This window comes from Anoxybacillus sp. P3H1B, from assembly GCF_001560855.1.
Taxonomy (GTDB): Bacteria; Bacillota; Bacilli; order Bacillales; family Anoxybacillaceae; genus Anoxybacteroides; species Anoxybacteroides rupiense.
In genome coordinates, this window is sequence record NZ_LPUG01000012.1 from 72,113 (window position 1) to 91,586 (window position 19,474).

Sequence of the window (19,474 nt, forward strand, 5' to 3'; positions counted from 1 at the left end):
ACGCCATTGTTTGGCCGCCCGATCGTCGAAAATGAGCATGGCAAGCTACATTCCATATACACGTGTGGCCGTGCATGCGATGGGATCTACTGTTATGTATTTTGAATAGTTTCATTATAGCGGAGGATAGGAAAAATGTAAAATTAGTAGGCACAGGTAGGATCTTGTAGTAAAATACATATATATGAAATCGTTTTCATATAGACATAGATGGGAGTGATGAAAATGGAGAAGAAGTGGTGGAAAGAGGCGGTTGTGTATCAAATTTATCCGCGCAGCTTTAAGGATGCTGACGGTGACGGAATTGGCGATCTTCGCGGGATTATTTCTAAGCTTGATTATTTAAAAGAACTCGGAATTGATGTGGTTTGGCTATCTCCTGTATATCAATCGCCTAATGATGATAATGGATATGATATTAGCGATTACCGAAATATTATGGATGAATTCGGAACGATGGAAGATTGGGAAGAAATGGTGTCAGAAATGCATAAGCGTGGTATTAAATTGGTGATGGATTTAGTGGTCAATCACACATCGGATGAACATCCATGGTTTATCGAATCGCGGAAATCAAAGGATAATGCCTATCGAGACTATTATATTTGGCGCCCGGGAAAGGAAGGGAAGGAACCAAACAATTGGGAGTCGTTTTTTAGCGGTTCGGCATGGGAGTATGATGAAGCAACTGGAGAGTATTATTTGCATTTGTTTTCAAAAAAGCAGCCAGATTTGAATTGGGAAAATCCAAATGTCCGGAAAGAAATTTATGAAATGATGCGGTTTTGGCTCGACAAAGGGGTCGATGGCTTTCGAATGGATGTTATCAATATGATTTCGAAAGTGCCCGAACTGCCGGATGGAGAAGTATACGATGGGAAGAAATACGCATCGGGCAGCCGATATTTTATGAATGGACCGCGTGTGCATGAATTTTTGCAGGAAATGAATCGGGAGGTGTTATCCCATTACGATATTATGACGGTCGGCGAAACACCAGGTGTGACTCCAAAAGAAGGAATTTTATATACCGATCCGGCTCGATGCGAGCTAAATATGGTATTTCAATTTGAGCATGTTGATTTAGATTCTGGACCTGGAGGAAAATGGGATATTCGGCCGTGGAAGTTGGCTGATTTGAAAAAAACAATGACAAAATGGCAGAAAGAGTTAGAAGGAAAAGGATGGAATAGCCTTTATTTAAATAACCACGATCAGCCCCGCGCCGTATCTCGTTTTGGAGATGATAAGCAATATCGCGTGGAGTCTGCCAAAATGCTGGCGACCTTTCTTCATATGATGCAGGGAACGCCGTATATTTATCAAGGGGAAGAACTTGGAATGACCAATGTCCGTTTTTCATCGATCGAAGACTACCGCGATATTGAAACACTTAATATGTATAAAGAATATGTTGAAAAGTACGGTGAGAACCCGCAAGCCGTGCTTGAAAAAATTTATTATAAAGGGCGTGACAATGCACGAACGCCGATGCAATGGGATGATAGCAAACACGCCGGTTTTACCGATGGAACGCCTTGGATTCAGGTCAATCCAAATTATAAAGAAATCAATGCAAAAGCGGCACTTCAAGATCCGGATTCGGTTTTTCATTATTACAAAAAACTGATACAGCTCCGCAAGCAGCATCCTGTTATTGTATATGGAACGTACCATTTAATTTTAGAAGACCATCCATTGATTTATGCTTATACGCGAACCCTTGAAAACGAAAAATTGGTGGTGATCACGAACTTTTCGAACGAGACCCCTGTTTTTCGCTTGCCTGAGGATATTGTATATACTGCAAAAGAGCTGCTTATTCACAATTATCCTGTCGTGGAAAGCGAAGAGCTTCATGAAATTCGCTTGCGTCCATGGGAAGCACGCGTTTATAAAATACAATAAAAGGAAAACGGGCGGCCTGATGTACAGCGCCCGTTTTTATTTTGACGATGACGAGATAAAAATATGCAAACATTAAAAATGTTGATGATCCATTATTAACATGCGAAATGGCTAAGCACAACCCTTTCTGGCTTTTCCCTAAACAAGAACGCCAGCGGCAAATTCATTTGTTGGCAAAGCATTCGTTGTTCAAGAACGATATCCTATAATCATGCTTAGTTCGCGACAAAAAACCGAGGGATTCAGTTTTTTCATTGGTGTTTATTGGATCATGAGCATACGTGTGCAAACATTATTTTCTATCTATATATCCGAACAAAGTGGTGACAATAATCGATGAAAGGAGAGGATGACATTGAATAACAACACTGTTGAAGGCATTATGACAAAAAATGTAGCGACAGTTTCTCCGAATCAAACGGTTCAAGAAGCCGCCGAGCTTATGAGCCAGAAAAATGTTGGCGCTCTTCCGGTTGTAGAAAACGGTCAAGTAAGAGGAATCATTACAGACCGTGATATTACATTGCGTACAACGGCAGATGGAAAAGGCGCTTCCATTCCGGTGTCCCAAGTAATGTCAACGAACCTTGTGACAGGAACGCCAAATATGAGCGTGGGAGAAGCCGCAAATGTGATGGCTCAGCATCAAATTCGCCGTTTGCCGATTGTTGAAAACAACCAGCTTCGCGGGATTGTGGCTCTAGGGGATATTGCTACTAATCAGCAGTATGACAATGCTGCAGAACAAGCCCTTACCAATATTTCTGAGCCTTCCCAGCCACAAGAATAACAAAAAGGATGCCTCTAATCAAGGGGCATCCTTTTTGTGCTAAATAAACATTTGCTTTTTTTTAGAACAGGAATATCGTATGATGGTGACGAATACAAAAGTAAGGGAATTTTGCAGGGAGGGATATGGCAATGAACTGGAAAAGCAAGTATGAGCAATGGATGACTTATGAGCATTTAGAAAAAGAGATAAAGCAGGAACTTCAGCAAAAAAGCAGGAATGAGAAATGGCTGGAGGATTGCTTTTATAAAAATTTGGAATTTGGCACGGGCGGGATGCGCGGAGAAATTGGCCCAGGGGTTAACCGTATGAACATATATACAGTTCGTAAAGCATCTGAAGGGTTAGCAAGATACATAGAGTCGTTCGGAGAAGAAGCGAAAAAAAGAGGGGTTGTTATCGCTTACGATTCTCGGCATAAATCGCCAGAATTTGCGATGCAAGCGGCGCGAACTTTGGCTACACATGGAATTCAAACATACGTATTCAATGAGCTCCGTCCGACACCAGAGCTTTCATTTGCCGTGCGCTATTTAAAGGCATTTTCAGGCATTGTGATTACTGCAAGCCATAACCCGCCAGAATACAATGGGTATAAGGTATATGGCCCTGATGGTGGACAGCTTCCGCCCGATGCCGCTGATCAAGTGATTCATTATGTGAATAAAGTGGAAAATGAATTAGCTCTCCATGTGGAAGAAGAAGCAGTATTAAAAGAAAAAGGACTTATTCAAATCATTGGAGAAGAGATCGATCAAGCCTATATCGATCAGATAAAGACAATTTCCCTTAATCCAGAGCTTCCTAAAGAAATTGATGTGAAAGTGGTCTTTACGCCGCTTCACGGCACAGCTAATAAGCCGTTGCGCCGCGCTCTTGAAGCGTTTGGTTATAAGCACGTTGCTGTGGTAAAAGAGCAGGAGCTTCCCGATCCGAATTTTTCAACTGTTTCTTCTCCAAACCCAGAGGAGCATGCAGCATTTGAACGGGCCATTCAACTCGGGAAAGAGATGGAAGCAGATTTGCTCATCGCTACAGACCCAGATGCGGATCGGCTTGGGATTGCCGTAAAAAACGAAACGGGTGAATATGTTGTATTAACAGGAAATCAAACAGGCGGTTTACTGCTTCATTATATTTTGTCGCAAAAAAAGAAAAAAGGAATCCTTCCTGAAAACGGAGTCGCTTTAAAAACGATTGTGACATCGGAATTTGGCCGCGATATTGCTGCATCATTTGGAATCGAAACAGTCGATACGTTAACAGGCTTTAAATTTATTGGGGAAAAAATTAAAGAGTATGAACGGACAAAGCAATATGTTTTTCTGTTTGGCTATGAGGAAAGCTACGGTTACTTAATTGGCGATTTCGCGCGCGATAAAGACGCGATTCAAGCAGCTGCATTGGCAGTTGAAGTATGCGCCTTCTATAAAAAGCAAGGGCTGTCTTTATATGATGCTTTAATGCAGTTATTTGAGCAGTATGGATATTATCGCGAAGGATTGGAATCGCTCACATTGAAAGGAAAAGAAGGGGCGGAGCAAATTCAAGCTCTGTTGGCTTCTTTCCGACAGCATCAGCCAACGGAGGTCGCTGGAAAGAAAATTGTGATGATCGAAGACTATGAAGCCCGTGAGCGCGTAGAAACAGCAACCGGAGAGGTCACGGCCATTACGCTGCCTAAATCTAATGTGTTAAAATACTATCTGGAGGATGGATCTTGGTTTTGCTTGCGCCCGTCAGGAACTGAGCCAAAAGCCAAAGTTTATTTTGGAGTGAAAGGCCGTTCGATGGATGATAGTGAACAGCGTTTACACGAATTGTCTGAAGCTGTTATGAAACAGGTGCATGCTTATTTAAATGAATCCGCTAACCGCTAAGCATGAAGTCTCGTATGTTTAAAAAAAGGATATAGCAGCAGAAAGGATGTTGACCGTGTTAAAAGATCAAGTAGCGATTGTCACAGGTGCTTCACGCGGAATCGGAAAGGAAATTGCTTTTCAACTGGCTCAGCATGGGGCAAAACTGGCGCTCGTTGGAAGCTCAGAGACGATTCATCAGACAGGAAAGGAACTGAAGGAGCAGGGAGCGCCATTTGTGGAAACATTTCAAGCTGATGTAGCAAATGAACAGCAAATGAGTGAATTGGTTGCCCAAACGCTGAAGCAGTTTGGACAAATTGATATCCTAGTTAATAACGCAGGAATCGGATTTTTTAAGCCAATAGAGGAAACAACGCTCGAAGAATGGAAAAAGATTTTTGAAGTCAATGTCCAAGGCGTATTTATTGGAACAAAAGCGGTCCTTCCTCATATGAAAGAGCGGAGAACAGGAACGATTATTACTATTTCTTCGGATGTGGGGCGCTATACGATCCCTAATGGAGCGGCTTATACGGCGACAAAATATGCGGTACAAGGTTTTTCTGGTTCGCTTGCACAGGAAGCGAGAGAATATGGCATTCGCGTTGGTACGATCAACCCGGGAATGGTGGATACATATTTTGCGAATTCGGTGCAAGGAGCACCGGAAAAGCAAAAATGGCTACAGGCGCGTGATGTGGCCAATGCCGTGATTTACATGGCTAGCGCTCCTAAGCATATGCTTATTGATGAGATTGTGCTTCATCCGTTTATACAGACATATCCAGTTGTTTAGCGGGTAAGGAAAGGACCATCCCTATTGCGGCATGCTTTCAGATTGTAGACAAAGTCAATTTTGACTTTGTCTACAATCATTTTAAGCCTCTATTGAGTTCTTTTTCTTCCATCTCAGACTGTCTTGAAAGCGTTTGTCCAACAGTCTGTGCCAATGCCTATTTCGGCATTGTCTTTTTTTATAGCAGCTGGAATCGCATCTTTTAGCATGGGGATTTTAATGATAAATATTATTTTTGTTTTCAACGATTAAACCAAAACAATGAGCTATTTCACACGTTTGCATCGAAGGCAGCATGGTTCAAGCTTGGTCACACGAATATATGAACGAAGGCAAGCTCATTTTCCACCAGTCATTGATCGTTCGTTGCGTGGATTCACTTTTGGCGAATGGTTATCAGGAGATTCATAAGAGGAAGCTTGAATCCTAACAGAAAGAAGGAAGAAAATGGTAAAAGAGATGAAGCGTGTTCAAGCATTGCAGACGATGAAAACGATCGCTGAAACATTAAATGAGGCCAATGATTTGCAAGAAATGCTGCCGACGGTGTTAAGACAACTAATCGATGTTACAGGACTGGAATGCGGATGGATTTTTTTGGTTGAAGAAGATGGAACCTATACTTTAATGGCTGATTATGAATTGCCGCCTGCTTTAATGAGAGAAAATAAAAAACCGATGTGTGAAGGGATATGCTGGTGTTTAGAACGTTATCAGGATGGCAGACTGAAAAACGCCGTCAATATTATCGAGTGCAAACGGCTAAAAGAAGCGATAGTAAAAAATCGAGGAGAAACAAACGGAATTACTCATCATGCGACCGTTCCTTTGCGTGCCGGAGACGAGCAGTTTGGGATTTTAAATGTTGCTTCTCCTCATAAACAGCGTTTTTCCAAAGAGGAACTAGCTCTTTTAGAGTCAGTTGCTTATCAGATCGGAACGGCTATTAAACGTATAAAGCTTGTGGAAAATGAACAAAAGCTTGCCTTGCTTGCGGAGCGAAATCGACTGGCGCGCGATTTGCATGACTCGGTCAGCCAATTGCTGTTTTCATTGCTGCTGACAGCGAGCGGTGCCAAGGAAATAGCGACAGAAGAAAACATAAAAGAAGCGCTAGAGCATATGCAAACATTAGCACAAGAGGCGCTTCATGAAATGCGAGCCTTAATTTGGCAGCTTCGTCCCCAAGGTTTAGAAAATGGTGTTGCCAGCGCATTGATGAACTATAGCAAAATGCTTGGATTAAATGTAAAGCTTGATATTGAAGGAGTGCTTGATTTACCCAATGAAATCGAACAATGCTTATGGCGGGTCGGACAAGAAGCGTTAAATAACTGTAAAAAGCATGCTGGTGTTTCCGAAGTGGAGATCATGCTGTCCGTGCAAAACGAACGCGTGGCTGTAAAAATTAGCGATAAAGGGTGCGGATTTCATTATACAGGAGCAGAAACGTTATCGCTGGGATTGAAGAGCATGAAAGAACGGGTAGAAGCAGTAAACGGCGTTTTTAGTATGAAAAGCTCCATTGGAAAGGGAACAGCAATTGAATTATCGATCCCACTAAAGAAGGAGGGGAAATTGTGAGTATAAAAGTGTTAATTGTCGATGATCATCATATCGTACGAAGAGGGTTAGTGTTTTTTTTAAAAACTCAAAAAGACATTGAGGTTGTTGGAGAGGCGGCAAATGGCGCGGAAGCCGTTCAACTTGTTATGGAGCATCAGCCAGATCTTGTTATCATGGATCTTGTTATGCCGGTCATGGATGGAATTGAAGCGACGAAGAAAATGAAGGAACGATCTCCAAAGACGAAGATTCTCATTTTAACAAGCTTTGCTGATCAAGACCATGTGATTCCAGCTATTCGTGCTGGCGCATCTGGTTATCAATTAAAGGATATTGAGCCTGATCATCTCGTTGCTGTTATCCGTTCTATACATAGAGGAGAAAGCGAACTCCACACTAAAGTGATTCCGCATGTTATGAATCATTTGCATTATCAAGAGCCAGCAAATAAGATAGAGGAACTGACGAAGCGCGAAAAAGAAGTATTGGCTGAAATTGCGAAAGGAAAAAGTAATAAAGAAATTGCCGCCTCTTTAATGATTACAGAAAAAACAGTCAAGACACATGTATCAAATATTTTGGCAAAACTAGGACTTGCTGATCGCACGCAAGCCGCTTTGTACGCTGTCAAACATCTCGGACTTTAGTTGTAGTGTCCTTTCCGTCCATTTTCGTAAAAGAAAATCAGTTTATTGAAGGAGTTAGCGATCATTTATGTAGCTTATATTAAAAATAGGAAAAATCATAAGGAGAGATGAGCATGAAACTAGTAGTAATCAATGGAAGTCCGCGTCAAATGGGGAGAACTGGAATCGTTGCAGAATATATTGCGAAGAATTATGGAGCTGAGCTAATTGATTTAAGCAAGCCCGCATTGCCGCTATACAACGGGGAAGAAAGCCAAAATCTGTTACCGGCTGTTATTCGCCTGCGTCAGCTCGTTCAACAAGCTGATGGTGTTGTTCTTTGTTCTCCGGAGTATCATAGTGCGATGAGCGGGGCTCTAAAAAATGCGCTTGATTTCTTAGGAAAAAACGAATTTGAGCATAAACCAGTTGCATTAATTGCTGTTGGTGGAGGAGGAAAAGGAGGCATAAATGCTCTCAATAACATGCGAACGGTTATGCGTGGTGTATATGCCAATGTAATTCCTAATCAGCTTGTGCTGGATCCGGTAAGCTTTGCAGAGAAAAGTTTGACAGCCACAGCAGCGGAACAGGTTGATGTGATTATAGCGACTCTGACTCGTTATATGAAGGCCTCCAAATGGCTAAAGATAGATCATGAATAGCCTCTATCGGGATCGCCGATTGCACTATTTGTTACTAGCCAATACCTTTTCATCTATTGGAACAGGGATTACGATGACAGCTATTCCTTGGCTTTTCGTTCAAAAAAGCGGCGGCGAAACGGCGTTCGGATATATGACAACTGCGATAACGATCATGATGTTTTTGTTGACGCCATATATCGGGATGTGGATCGACCGTTTTTCTCGGAAGAAAATATTGCTTGCTGGGGAGGTAATAGGATTTTCCATCTCGTTACTCTTTGCTTTGCTTGGAAGAGCAGGAGAATATAAAGTTTGGCATTTAGCCGTTTTGTTTGCAAGTGGCTCCCTTTATTATTTTCTTATTTATCCAACCTTGTTTGCTTTCAATCAAGAATTATTTGTTAAGGAGCAATATAAACAGTTAAATGGAATGATGGAAATTCAAGGTCAGTTGGCGACGGTCATATCTGGAGGAGCGGCAAGCGTAATGATTGACCACATTCCATTTTCATGGATTTTATCGCTTGATGCACTGACCTATGTACTGGCCTTTTTGTGCATATGGCTGATTCCGTACAAACGTTCTTTTGTTGAGAGCAAGGATCAATCATTGTTCCGCGAAAAGATGCTCGAAGCATATCGCTACATGAAGGAGAGACCATCGTTATTTTGGTTCCTTCTCGCTTCATTTATGCCGTTTATTGGAGTCATGATGACCAATTATCTTCATCCCATTTATATTGCCGATGTGCTGAAGCAAGGCAGTTCCGTATATGGCATCCAAAGTATGGTGTATGGAATTGGAGCCGCTATAGCCGGACTGGTGACTCCTATTTTATTGAAACGCATGGCGATAGAAAGAAGTGTCGCTTTAAGCGTCGGTATTTATGCAGTTAGTATCACGATGTTTCTTTTATGTCAACAGACGGCGATCTTTTATGTACTTGTGGTTCTTACGGCATTTGCCAATGCGGGGGCAAGAGTAGCGCGCAGTTCATTGATGATGGAAAGCATCCCCAATGATAAAATGGGTCGAGTGGACAGTTTGTTCCGCGCTTTAGGATTTATGATCCGGACTCTATTGTTAAGTGTGTTTACAGGCGCTGTTGCGGCTCAGCATATTTTGCTTCCGTATGCCATATTAAGCATCTTATTAATCATTTCTACTTTGGCTGTGATAAAGTTTTCCTCTCCAGTAAAAAAAGAGCATCATCTGTCTATTTAGAGAGGGAACTTCACACACTAGGATTTGCATCAATATGGAGTGTGGGCCGTTTTTGATGAAACAACACCGCTTTATAAAACGATCAATAAAATTAAAAGCGGCATGTTTGGCCGCAAACTTTTTATCAAAAATGCGCGGTAAATCGAGTAATTTTATCTGGTATAAAACATGCTAACAAGGAAGGGAAATCCCTTCCTTGTTTTTATGGAGAATAATGTATATATGGCTCATCTCCAATATCGTACTCCCTCTCGCTCATCTCTAAAGCATGGTCAATGTATCGCAGCAAGGAGGTGAGTCGTCGCTGAATGACAGAATAATCATACTCAAAATTATAAGCATGAAGAAAATGTTCAATTTTTTTGGAAAGCAAATCATCTTGTGTACGTACCATTAAAATAAGCAGATGATCCCATTCGGAACGGTGGGTGTAGTATAACGCTTTATCATAATCCATTGTGTTCAATGTGCATGCCTCCTTCATCGAGGAGCTATTGTTAGTTTATGATGTACAGCGTATTTGTTGTGGTGTAAATGTTGTTCAATGAGGTAAAAAATAATTATAAACGAAAATGGTATAAAATAGTTGTTAGAAATGTTGCAATTTTGTGACAAAAATATTATCCTTAAAGAAAGGGGATGATAAATATGAATACACGGTACGAAGGGAAAGCGATTACACAAATGTGTAAAATGATGGCTTCAGTAGGGTTGATCGTTGGATTTGCACTATTTTTACTAAGCTTCATTGCAAACAATTACAATAAAGATTTCTTTCTCACCATTATTAGCTTAGGGATTATGGGATCGTCCATGTTTATGTTTGGATTTGGAACATTTATGGGGATTTTAACCGACACCTTTCAAAAAGGAGAAGCGAAGCCTTAAGCGATTCTGCTGAGATGATTTTCACGATAGCACGCCAAAAGCACAAGGGTGCCCAATATTAAGCGGGATACCCTTGTGCTTTTATGATGCATTTTCCTTTGTTGTTATGCGCTGGTAGTAAACATAACCGGCAATCAATAAACCAATCATGAGGATGCCAAGAAGGTAGAGGCTGTAATGCTCCATATAATGCCGTATATTTCTCCAATCTCTCCCTAATATCCTTCCAAAAGTGGTAAAGGTAAATACCCAAAAAAAAGCGCCTGTATAAGCGTAAGCGGCAAATTTTTTAAAACGGTATTCATTCGTTCCGGCCAGAAATGCTGAAACATGCCGAATCCCGGGAACAAAATAGCCGATAAATAAGAGGAAAGGTCCCATTTTAGCGAAGAGAACTTTTGCTTGCTCAATCCTCTTCTCTGACATATGCATTTTTGGACCGAATTTGTGCAAAAACGAGGTTCCTAAGCGTATACCTAAGTAATAGCTGACTGAGATGCCGAGGAGCGCACCGATGAAGCTGCAGCCTAGTGCTGCCGGATATGACATGGCACCTGTAAAAACGTTATATCCAACATATGTTAATAGTACTTCATCAGGAACAGGGAGGCCAATGACTCCTCCTGCTAAAGCAACCATAATGCCAATGTAGCCGAATTGCTCGATAAAATGATGTAAATGCTGCTCCATCTAATCACCGCACTTTTTATTTTTAAATTTGTCCCTTCCCAATTATAAACGATTTCAACAAGCAAAAGAAATATACGAGTGACAATGTTAACTTTTCCTTGTGTGGAGTGGAATGTTTAACATACTCCACCAAGAAGTCTCCCGCCTCTTAACGGATCATGGGTGGGAGAGGGTCATTCGTCTATTTTAGGTGATATATCCACCATTGGATTACAAAAAGAAACGAGGGGTCTATTTTTTGGCTGTTGCCTGTCCGCCAAAATCGGTCATTATCTGTTCGTTAAAGAACCAACATCTTGAACTTCTATATCAAGAAGGCTTGTCCATGAGCAAAACCGCCAAATTCTTTATTGCAGCTTATATCCAGATATATGGATGATCCACCCTCTCTAAACAGAGTGTAGGCGGGGGCATAAGATGGAAGCTGACGCTTTTAGCATCAGCTTCTTGCTTGCTCAAGGGCTAAGATGGAAAAACGAAGCGCGTGCTCGATTTCATCGGTCATTGCGCGAAAGAACACATCGCGGATATGCTGATCATGGGTCGAAAGATAGGTGTTTCGATATTGTTCATATGCTTCAAATTCGTCTTCTCGAGCTATTTTTAATCCTTCAGCAAATGACGAAAAGGTTTTCGACTCAGCTTGATAAACAGGTTGTGCACCAAACAAGGAGATGTACAAATGAACAAATTGTTGTAAATGCGCTTGTTCATCTTTCAACGCATGAGAGATGTATAACTTTTCTTCGTTTGTCTTTGCCAGCTGCATGAGCTGGGTATAAAAATGAATAGCGGTAGCTTCTCCTTTCATTCCATTTAATAAATCGTTTGCTAATTTTCGGATACTGCCTGTTTTAGGCTGTTCACGATAATAAGTAGCATATGGATCATAGTAGTACAATAGCTTTCCCCCCTTTCTCTTCGCTTTATGATATGCGCGGAGAAAGAGGAGAGTGTATTTTTGAGCGGCAGATTTTGTGTATGTTTGCACATGGCTCATTGTCTATTTTTTTGCCGCTTAGATTGTGTGTCATGAAGACCGCTCCTTTATTTATGCTGGTGTTTTTGTTGATTTTTATGCGTATATTCATTGAAACAATGGCCCATATTAAAATCGTTATCAATTTCAAAAGGGAGGACAAGTGCAATGGATGTAAGAAGGGCGCGAGAAATTGCTGCATCTCCGATCATGGCCGACGTCACTTATAACGGAGAACGCATTTATATTGAACAAGTAGATGAACAAAATGAAATGGCGGTTGTTTATCCGTTAGGAAATCCAAATCATAAACAACGGGTATCCGTATCAAGCTTACACGAACATTAAAAAGCAAGCTAGAAAAACACCACATTCACAGTGGTGTTTTTTGTTTGACTTTTTCAACTACAGTATGTAGGATATAACTACATATTGTAGTTGAGAGGAGGATAAAGATTGAAAATCAATCATTTTAAGATGAATGAAGAAGGTTTAAAACGTTTCTTTGGAGCATTGGAGTCACAGGTCATGAATTATATTTGGACAGCAGGAGAGGTTACGGCTAAAGATGTTCAACAGCATATTTGCCGGGAAAAGCCAATCTCGATCAATGCGGTGATGACCGTCATGAACAGGCTAGCGGATAAAGGCCATCTTCGTAAAGAAATGAGGGGAAGAATAGCCTATTTTACTTCCATTCAAACGAAAGAGCAGTTTTTGTCCGAGCAAACGAAATCAGTCGCATACGGTTTAATTGAAGAGTTTGGCGGACTGGCTGTAGCGCATATGGTGGATGCAATTCGTGATTTAGATCCTTCTTTGCTGGAAAAATTAAAGGAAAAATTAAACGAATCTAAAAGAGGGAAGAATGAATGACTTTAAAAAGCAAATCAACTCTTGTATTTGCTAGTGTGGTTTTGTTTGCGGCATTAACTCTAGCCGAAATAGCGCTATTTTTATTTCATCATTTTGCGGCCATTGTGCTTGAGTGGTTAAAATACCCATTTTCCATGACAGCCAACGATAAGAATGTTGTATTTGCAACAGCTCTAAGTCTGTTTTTTATTTTTTTATTAATAAAAATGATTGGGAATATGGGGAAGCAACTGTTTCTATCTAAAAAGTGGTACACGGCGTTTTTGCTTTTGGCAGATGAAGTTCGTACTCAGCATATGAACGTTAAGTACCCGGAATTGGGCAATCGAATTTTAGTGATTAAGAATGAAGAGTTTATTGCACTGACGATTGGTTTCATAAAGCCTAAAATCGTGCTATCCACTTTTGTTATCGAACATTTTTCAGAGGCGGAACTGCGCGCCATCTTGTTTCATGAACAATTTCACGCGATGCAGCGAGATCCGTTAAAACTTATGCTGATAAAGACGGTTTCTGAACAACTAGGTTACATTCCTCTTATCAAGCACCTTGCACAATATTACCGCATTTCACGAGAATTGCTTGCTGATCAACACGCGATGAGAAAAATGAAGAACAGCACTCCGCTTGGAAACGTCCTCTTAAAAGTAGCGGAAATGGGAGAACATGAATTGTTAAATGAAGGAGCGGCGCATTTTGCTAAATCACCGCTGAATTATCGCATTATGCAAATGTTGGAACCACAAAAGGATATTGCGTTCTCTTTTTTCCATAAAAAGTTATGGCCTGTTTCTTTGGCACTGTCGGCGGCTAATGTGTATATTTTTTTGGAGTGTGCCGTCAGTTTAGCATTTTGCCATACATTCTTTATTTGAGGGGAGAAAGAAGCGAAATGAGAAAAAAAATATGTTTCACTCTTATGGCGATTTTTATATCAGCCAGTGGCTGCAGCCAATCAAACAACAGCCATGAAAGCGAGCAAATGCATCACGGAGATCAGCAGCAGGGCGTGGCTCATAACGAAATGCACGAGCACATGAGTAAAGAAAATCATGCGGCTACGCAAATGGTTTGGAAGTTTGCGGAAAAGCCTCTGAAAAGCAATGAACAAGCCCATTTAACGATACAAATTCAGGATCAAAAAGGGAATCCCGTTCAAGATTTTGAAATTCAGCATGAAAAACAGATGCATCTGATTATCGTAAGCAGCGATTTATCGTATTTTGATCATCTGCATCCTAAATATAAAGGTAACGGCTTATTTACAACGGCCGTCACGTTCCCAAGCGGTGGCGAATATCAGCTGTATGCTGATTATGTTCCAAAAGGGGGAGATCCTACAGTTAAAAATGATGATGTTGTCGTTCAAGGAGAAAAGGCAAAGGCTGTTCCGCTTCAACCGGACGAGCATTTAACTAAAGTGGCAGAGGGAAAAGAAATTATGCTGTCTTTTGATAAGCTCGTAGCTGGACAAGAGGCGACATTGACATTTCGTTTAAAAGATGAAAAGAGCGGCAAGCCTATTCATTTACAGCCATATTTAGGTGCCATGGGACATGTTGTCATTATCCGAAAAGGAAGCTATGATTATTTGCACGCGCATCCGATTGACGAACAGACCGAAGGATCAGAAGCTTCATTTATGGTCCAGTTTCCTAAAGACGGAATTTATCAAGTTTGGGCACAGTTTCAACACGAAGGAAAGGTGATTACTGTTCCGTTTACGGTGAGCGTTTCTTCATAAGAGGACAGTTTATAGGCATGCCTTGTTTCTAAAAGCTTGGGTGGATAAACAAGCGATCTACACGTATCAAATGCTCTTTTTTCTCATACATTTAGGATAAGAGAAAAAGGAGGAGATGCGCATGAGGCAAGGCGAGTTGAAAGAGCTAGAACGGGCGATTGCGGAGATTACGGAGATTGCTGAAGGCTTTGGCTTAGACTTTTATCCGATGCGATATGAGATTTGTCCTGCTGACATTATTTATACATTTGGCGCCTATGGAATGCCGACACGTTTTTCTCACTGGAGCTTTGGGAAACAATTTTACAAGATGAAGCTTCATTATGATTTAGGGCTGAGTAAAATTTATGAGCTAGTTATTAATTCCGATCCATGCTATGCATTTTTGTTAGATTCGAATTCATTAATTCAAAATAAATTGATTGTCGCTCATGTCTTGGCCCATAGCGACTTTTTCAAAAATAATGTCCGCTTTAGCAACACAAAACGAGATATGGTCGAAAGCATGGCTGCGACGGCAGAGCGGATTAAACATTATGAACACCAGTATGGAAAATTAGAGGTGGAAAAATTTTTAGATGCAGTCTTGGCTATTCAGGAGCATATTGATCCATCTCTGCTTCGGTCGAAGCTGTCGTGGACGCTTGCGGATACAGAAATTGAAGAAGAGGAAGAGGGCGTAAAGCCGACTCCATATGATGATTTATGGTTGCTCGATGAACGAAATAAATCCACCGCTCCCCCGCGTAAAAAACGGCGAAAAATTCCGCCGCAGCCGGAGAAGGATGTGCTTTTGTTTATTGAAGAATACAGCCGCGAGCTGGAAGAATGGCAACGCGATATTTTAACAATGATGCGGGAAGAAATGCTCTATTTTTGGCCGCAGCTTGAAACAAAAATTATGAATGAAGGCTGGGCGTCCTATTGGCACCAGCGCATTTTGCGGGAGATGGATTTGACGAGCGATGAAGCGATTGAGTTTGCTAAGCTCAATGCGGGAGTTGTCCAGCCGTCGCGCACAAGCATAAATCCGTATTATTTAGGGTTGAAAATATTTGAAGATATCGAAGAACGATGGAATAATCCAACAGAGGAGATGAAAAGAAGGGGCGTTCAGCCGGGATCAGGGCGTGCCAAAATTTTTGAGGTGCGCGAGCTTGATTCAGATATTTCCTTTCTCCGCAACTATTTAACGAAAGAGCTAGTGATGCGTGAGGATATGTACTTATTCCAAAAACAAGGCAAGGATTATAAAATTGTTGACAAAGACTGGGAGCATGTTCGCGATCAGCTAGTCAGTACTCGTGTGAATGGGGGATTTCCATACATTACCGTTAATGACGGAGATTATATGCGCAATGGCGAATTGTATTTAAAGCATTGGTATGAAGGAATTGAACTTGATATTAAATATTTAGAAAAGGTGCTTCCTTATATTTATCAGCTTTGGGGACGAACCGTTCATATGGAAACAATTGTTGAAAATAAACCGGTACTGTTCACATATGAAGGGAAGACGGTGCATCGGAAATTTATATAATGAACAAAGCTACTGGCAGTTGGGCACCCTAATTGTTAGATAGATCTAGCAATTAGGGTGCAATTTTTATGGGAAAATATCAATCAGGCTTAACCGTGGAAGGAGGGATGAGGAACATCGAGGTTGAAGACGAGGCGGTTATAGATTTGACTTCGTTATTTATTGAAGTGTATGACAAAAATCTAAAAAGTACTGTTTCAGCCCATTTTCCGGTTTTGTGCGGCCATCTGATCGTGAAAAAAATGCAAGCTTATCTATGCATCTATATTAGGGGCTGGTGCAAGGGACATTAGTATATACGAGATTCTAGCCATATTCCCGTGAGAACTTTCGTTAAAACGCAATCGAAAATTGGTAAAATGATCTTAGGATTGAACCCTATTTTTTTCTCATGTATAGTACAGGAAAGAGCGGGAGGTGCGCAATATGCAAGCGGAGAAAGAACGAGTCGCTACTATTGACTCAAAATATATTCAGCAGCATTTGGCAAACGAACGAACCTATTTAGCGTGGATTCGAACGGCGATTGCTATTACCGGTATCGGTTTTTTAATCATTAATTTACATATCAAATCTTCTTTCCATACGTTGCCGAATGCAGCTGTGCAATGGATCGGCATACTGTCGGTACTGGCTGGAGTCAGCACCATCATTTTTTCAACTGTCAGCTATTTTCAAAAAGCGAAACAAATTAATGAACAAACCTTTCGGACATCAAGACCGTTGATTCTCTTTTTATCAACTTTAATGTTTGCAGTTGTGGCCATGTTTGGACTGTATTTTTTTGCTGTTCTTTTATAATCAGCGATCCTTTTTATATGGATGTAACCGATTTTTTGGATGATGGGCCTCGTATGATTTGGCGCAGTTAGCTTTCTAGAAAGAAGGTTATGAAAGGGATACTGTAGCGAAAAATAGATCCCGCATTTATTATTTAGCTGTTAAAGCTAAAGAAATCTGTCCATTGTTGTGAATCGTCCGAAGTCTTAATCAGCAGAAAAATACAATGTCAAATGTTGTGCTTATTCATTTGTTGCTGATTTCCGTCTTTTAGTGCATAAGATTTTAGACGTTCATACGCTGACACATTGTTGTTTTCAGATCAGGCCCCTAGTTTGTTGTTGATAACTGAGGGAAAACAACATTGACATCGCACAATATTTATTTTACTATATACCTATATAGGTAATATACATGTATGGGTATTTATTTTTGAAAAGGAACAGTACAAGAATGAGACATCCAATGTCTTGCATATCAAGTGACAATGGATGAGCTGGTCCTTAAAAAGAGTATTTGGTTGATGGCACTGGTGTTGTTGGAACAACAACATTCTTAAATTTTGCGCAAGACGCAGACATTACTTTAGTAAATGGATGGAGGGAAAAACATGAATCATGTAACCGTGTATACGACGACGACATGTCCTTATTGTGTGATGCTCAAAAATTTTTTGCAGGAGCAGGGGGTTCCATTTAAAGAAGTGAATGTCCAACTTGATCCAATAGCGGCGAAGCGGCTTGTGGAGACAACAGGACATACAGGAGTCCCACAAACAGAAATCAATGGAAAATGGGTACTAGGTTTTGATCCAGAAACCATTATGTCGCTGATTAGTCAGCCATAGGTCATGCAAAGAAGCGGGACAGCCTCATCGGTTGTTCCGCTTAAATGATGATATATGGAGCAACGCGATGCAAGTGCTTGAATATATACCTTTATAGGTATATAATTAAAGATATACATGTTATAATGTAAAGAAAGCAATGCTTTTGAAGATAAATGAAGATCAGCAGGCTAATCAAGGGCTAAAAAGAGGTGAATCAAAATGGACTATAGCAAAGAAATCAAAAATCGCCTTAAGCGAATCGAAGGACAAGTAAAAGGTGTGATCAGCATGATGGAGCAAGGAAAAGATTGCAAAAGTGTAGTTTCTCAGCTAGCCGCTGCCAGAAATGCGATCGACCGGGCCATGGCAGTTATTGTGAGCACGAATTTAGAGCATTGTATTCGAGAAAATATTGAAAAAGGAGAACAGACGGAGCAGCTTGTAAAAGAAGCAGTAGAGTTGTTAGTAAAGAGCCGATAAAATAAGGTGTCAACTCTTTAAAATAGGAGTTGACAAATTTTTTGCAGCGCAATAATATACATATAGGGGTAATGGTAAAAATGAAAATAAGGAGGAACTAACTAATGAATATTGCAAAAGTCGTTGATGCCAAAGGATTGTCATGTCCAATGCCTCTTGTGAAATCAAAAAAAGCTATCGATCAGCTTGCTTCTGGTGAGGTAATAGAGGTGAAAACAACGGACAAAGGTGCGAAAAAAGATTTAGCCGCATGGGCACAAGCAAGCGGACATCAGCTGATGGATATGAAAGAGGAAAATGGCGTATTTACATTTTGGATCAAAAAAGCATAATTATTTTTTTGTAAAAAAATATACCTATACATGTATTTGTGAAAAGGAGGAGTTAGATGGCGGATAACAAGAAAAAAACGACGATCGTTTTATTCAGCGGTGATTACGACAAAGCCATGGCGGCCTATATTATTGCCAATGGCGCTGCGGCGTACGATCATGAAGTCACCATTTTTCATACATTTTGGGGGCTCAACGCGCTTAGAAAAGATGAAGCAATCCCTGTCCAGAAGAGCTTTTTAGAAAAGATGTTTGCGAAAATGATGCCGCGAGGGGCAGATAAAATGGGACTTTCCCGAATGAATTTTGCGGGAGTTGGACCAAGGCTTATTAAAAGTGTTATGAAAAAGCATCACACGATGCCTCTTCCGCAGCTGATAGAAATGGCGCAAGAGCAAGGAGTCAAACTTGTTGCTTGTCAAATGACCGTCGACCTTCTAGGGCTTACGCAAGAAGAGTTGATTGAAGGTGTTGAGTTTGCTGGGGTAGCTGCTTACTTGGCAGATGCTTCAGAAGGAAATGTGAATTTATTTATTTAAGGTGAGAATCATGGCACAAACGATCATTAATACCATTCTTTTCTTACTGATCGCATGGTTTTTCGCAAGCCGCTTTCTTCCGGCTAGAGGTGTGCGAACGATCGCTGCGGCTGATTTAAAAAAAGAATTAGGCAATAAAAAAGTGCAGTACATTGACGTTCGAACACCGTTGGAGTTTCACGCTCATCATATTCATGGATTTAAAAATATTCCGCTTCACGAATTGAAAAAGCGTGCTCATGAGCTGTCAAAGGAGCAGGAAGTGATTGTAATTTGCCAAAGTGGCATGAGAAGCACGAAAGCAAACAGGCTGTTAAAGAAGCTAGGATTTCAGCAAGTGACGAATGTGAGAGGCGGCATGAATGCATGGCGCTAGA

General features: G+C 40.8%; 24 protein-coding genes. 21 read left to right on the forward strand and 3 right to left on the reverse strand.

From position 1 onward, the window contains the following. Window positions 1-225: 225 nt before the first annotated feature. From AT864_RS07655 to AT864_RS07690, 8 genes are all read left to right on the forward strand, one after another. Entirely contained in the window at window positions 226-1,908 is a 1,683-nt protein-coding gene (locus tag AT864_RS07655) for an alpha-glucosidase (protein WP_066147930.1), read from the forward strand. 349 nt (window positions 1,909-2,257) lie between these two features. Then, on the forward strand, window positions 2,258-2,698 hold the full coding sequence (locus tag AT864_RS07660) for a CBS domain-containing protein (RefSeq protein ID WP_044745572.1): 441 nt from the start codon (window positions 2,258-2,260) through the stop codon (window positions 2,696-2,698). A gap of 131 nt (window positions 2,699-2,829) precedes the next feature. Beyond that, window positions 2,830-4,578: a phospho-sugar mutase gene (locus tag AT864_RS07665; protein WP_066147934.1), complete on the forward strand. Its 1,749-nt coding sequence runs from the start codon at window positions 2,830-2,832 to the stop codon at window positions 4,576-4,578. Between the two features lie 55 nt (window positions 4,579-4,633). Further along, window positions 4,634-5,356: an SDR family oxidoreductase gene (locus AT864_RS07670; protein WP_066147937.1), complete on the forward strand. Its 723-nt coding sequence runs from the start codon at window positions 4,634-4,636 to the stop codon at window positions 5,354-5,356. A gap of 447 nt (window positions 5,357-5,803) precedes the next feature. After that, on the forward strand, window positions 5,804-6,940 hold the full coding sequence (locus AT864_RS07675) for a GAF domain-containing sensor histidine kinase (RefSeq protein ID WP_066147939.1): 1,137 nt from the start codon (window positions 5,804-5,806) through the stop codon (window positions 6,938-6,940). Beyond that, window positions 6,937-7,569, forward strand: coding sequence for a response regulator transcription factor (locus AT864_RS07680; RefSeq protein ID WP_066147941.1), 633 nt, complete (start codon window positions 6,937-6,939; stop codon window positions 7,567-7,569). Before AT864_RS07675 ends, AT864_RS07680 begins: the two co-directional genes overlap by 4 nt. Window positions 7,570-7,682: 113 nt before the next feature. Continuing rightward, window positions 7,683-8,213, forward strand: coding sequence for an NADPH-dependent FMN reductase (locus AT864_RS07685; RefSeq protein ID WP_066147943.1), 531 nt, complete (start codon window positions 7,683-7,685; stop codon window positions 8,211-8,213). Then, complete coding sequence (locus tag AT864_RS07690) at window positions 8,206-9,420, forward strand: MFS transporter (protein ID WP_066147945.1); 1,215 nt, start codon at window positions 8,206-8,208, stop codon at window positions 9,418-9,420. The genes AT864_RS07685 and AT864_RS07690 overlap by 8 nt, the downstream gene beginning before the upstream one ends. Window positions 9,421-9,622: 202 nt before the next feature. Here the strand turns inward: AT864_RS07690 and AT864_RS07695 are convergent, their stop codons facing one another. Then, window positions 9,623-9,886, reverse strand: coding sequence for a YhdB family protein (locus tag AT864_RS07695; protein WP_044745579.1), 264 nt, complete (start codon window positions 9,884-9,886; stop codon window positions 9,623-9,625). A 182-nt stretch (window positions 9,887-10,068) separates the two neighbouring features. On the opposite strand from AT864_RS07695, the gene AT864_RS07700 reads away from it, so the two are divergent. Further along, entirely contained in the window at window positions 10,069-10,308 is a 240-nt protein-coding gene (locus tag AT864_RS07700) for a hypothetical protein (RefSeq protein ID WP_044745580.1), read from the forward strand. Between the two features lie 81 nt (window positions 10,309-10,389). On the opposite strand, the gene AT864_RS07705 is transcribed toward AT864_RS07700, so the two are convergent. Both AT864_RS07705 and AT864_RS07710 read right to left on the reverse strand, forming a co-directional pair. Next, window positions 10,390-10,998: a DedA family protein gene (locus tag AT864_RS07705; RefSeq protein WP_066147948.1), complete on the reverse strand. Its 609-nt coding sequence runs from the start codon at window positions 10,996-10,998 to the stop codon at window positions 10,390-10,392. Window positions 10,999-11,437: 439 nt separating this feature from the next. Further along, a complete protein-coding gene (locus AT864_RS07710) occupies window positions 11,438-11,899 on the reverse strand; it encodes a ferritin-like domain-containing protein (RefSeq protein ID WP_044745582.1) in 462 nt (153 codons plus the stop codon). A 246-nt stretch (window positions 11,900-12,145) separates the two neighbouring features. Here AT864_RS07710 and AT864_RS07715 point away from each other — a divergent pair, with 246 nt between their 5' ends. The 12 genes from AT864_RS07715 to AT864_RS07770 all read left to right on the forward strand — a co-directional run bounded on the left by AT864_RS07715 (window position 12,146) and on the right by AT864_RS07770 (window position 19,473). Next, window positions 12,146-12,325, forward strand: coding sequence for a small acid-soluble spore protein H (locus tag AT864_RS07715; RefSeq protein ID WP_044745583.1), 180 nt, complete (start codon window positions 12,146-12,148; stop codon window positions 12,323-12,325). A 108-nt stretch (window positions 12,326-12,433) separates the two neighbouring features. After that, on the forward strand, window positions 12,434-12,853 hold the full coding sequence (locus AT864_RS07720; protein ID WP_066147952.1) for a BlaI/MecI/CopY family transcriptional regulator: 420 nt from the start codon (window positions 12,434-12,436) through the stop codon (window positions 12,851-12,853). Beyond that, on the forward strand, window positions 12,850-13,728 hold the full coding sequence (locus tag AT864_RS07725) for a M56 family metallopeptidase (RefSeq protein ID WP_066147953.1): 879 nt from the start codon (window positions 12,850-12,852) through the stop codon (window positions 13,726-13,728). Before AT864_RS07720 ends, AT864_RS07725 begins: the two co-directional genes overlap by 4 nt. A gap of 17 nt (window positions 13,729-13,745) precedes the next feature. Beyond that, window positions 13,746-14,597, forward strand: a complete 852-nt coding sequence (locus tag AT864_RS07730) for a hypothetical protein (protein WP_066147957.1) — start codon at window positions 13,746-13,748, stop codon at window positions 14,595-14,597. A gap of 121 nt (window positions 14,598-14,718) precedes the next feature. Further along, window positions 14,719-16,137, forward strand: coding sequence for a SpoVR family protein (locus AT864_RS07735; protein WP_066147960.1), 1,419 nt, complete (start codon window positions 14,719-14,721; stop codon window positions 16,135-16,137). A 68-nt stretch (window positions 16,138-16,205) separates the two neighbouring features. Continuing rightward, window positions 16,206-16,430 (forward strand): hypothetical protein, encoded by a 225-nt coding sequence (locus AT864_RS07740; RefSeq protein WP_066147962.1) that lies wholly within the window; start codon window positions 16,206-16,208, stop codon window positions 16,428-16,430. Between the two features lie 133 nt (window positions 16,431-16,563). Further along, a complete protein-coding gene (locus tag AT864_RS07745) occupies window positions 16,564-16,938 on the forward strand; it encodes a YidH family protein (protein WP_044745586.1) in 375 nt (124 codons plus the stop codon). Window positions 16,939-17,527: 589 nt separating this feature from the next. After that, a complete protein-coding gene (locus tag AT864_RS07750) occupies window positions 17,528-17,764 on the forward strand; it encodes a glutaredoxin family protein (protein WP_044745587.1) in 237 nt (78 codons plus the stop codon). A gap of 201 nt (window positions 17,765-17,965) precedes the next feature. Then, window positions 17,966-18,226, forward strand: coding sequence for a metal-sensitive transcriptional regulator (locus AT864_RS07755; RefSeq protein WP_066147965.1), 261 nt, complete (start codon window positions 17,966-17,968; stop codon window positions 18,224-18,226). Window positions 18,227-18,330: 104 nt separating this feature from the next. Continuing rightward, on the forward strand, window positions 18,331-18,558 hold the full coding sequence (locus AT864_RS07760; RefSeq protein WP_066147968.1) for a sulfurtransferase TusA family protein: 228 nt from the start codon (window positions 18,331-18,333) through the stop codon (window positions 18,556-18,558). Between the two features lie 56 nt (window positions 18,559-18,614). After that, a complete protein-coding gene (locus AT864_RS07765) occupies window positions 18,615-19,097 on the forward strand; it encodes a DsrE/DsrF/DrsH-like family protein (protein WP_066147970.1) in 483 nt (160 codons plus the stop codon). A 10-nt stretch (window positions 19,098-19,107) separates the two neighbouring features. Continuing rightward, on the forward strand, window positions 19,108-19,473 hold the full coding sequence (locus AT864_RS07770; RefSeq protein WP_066147975.1) for a rhodanese-like domain-containing protein: 366 nt from the start codon (window positions 19,108-19,110) through the stop codon (window positions 19,471-19,473). The last annotated feature ends 1 nt before the right edge of the window (window position 19,474 follow it).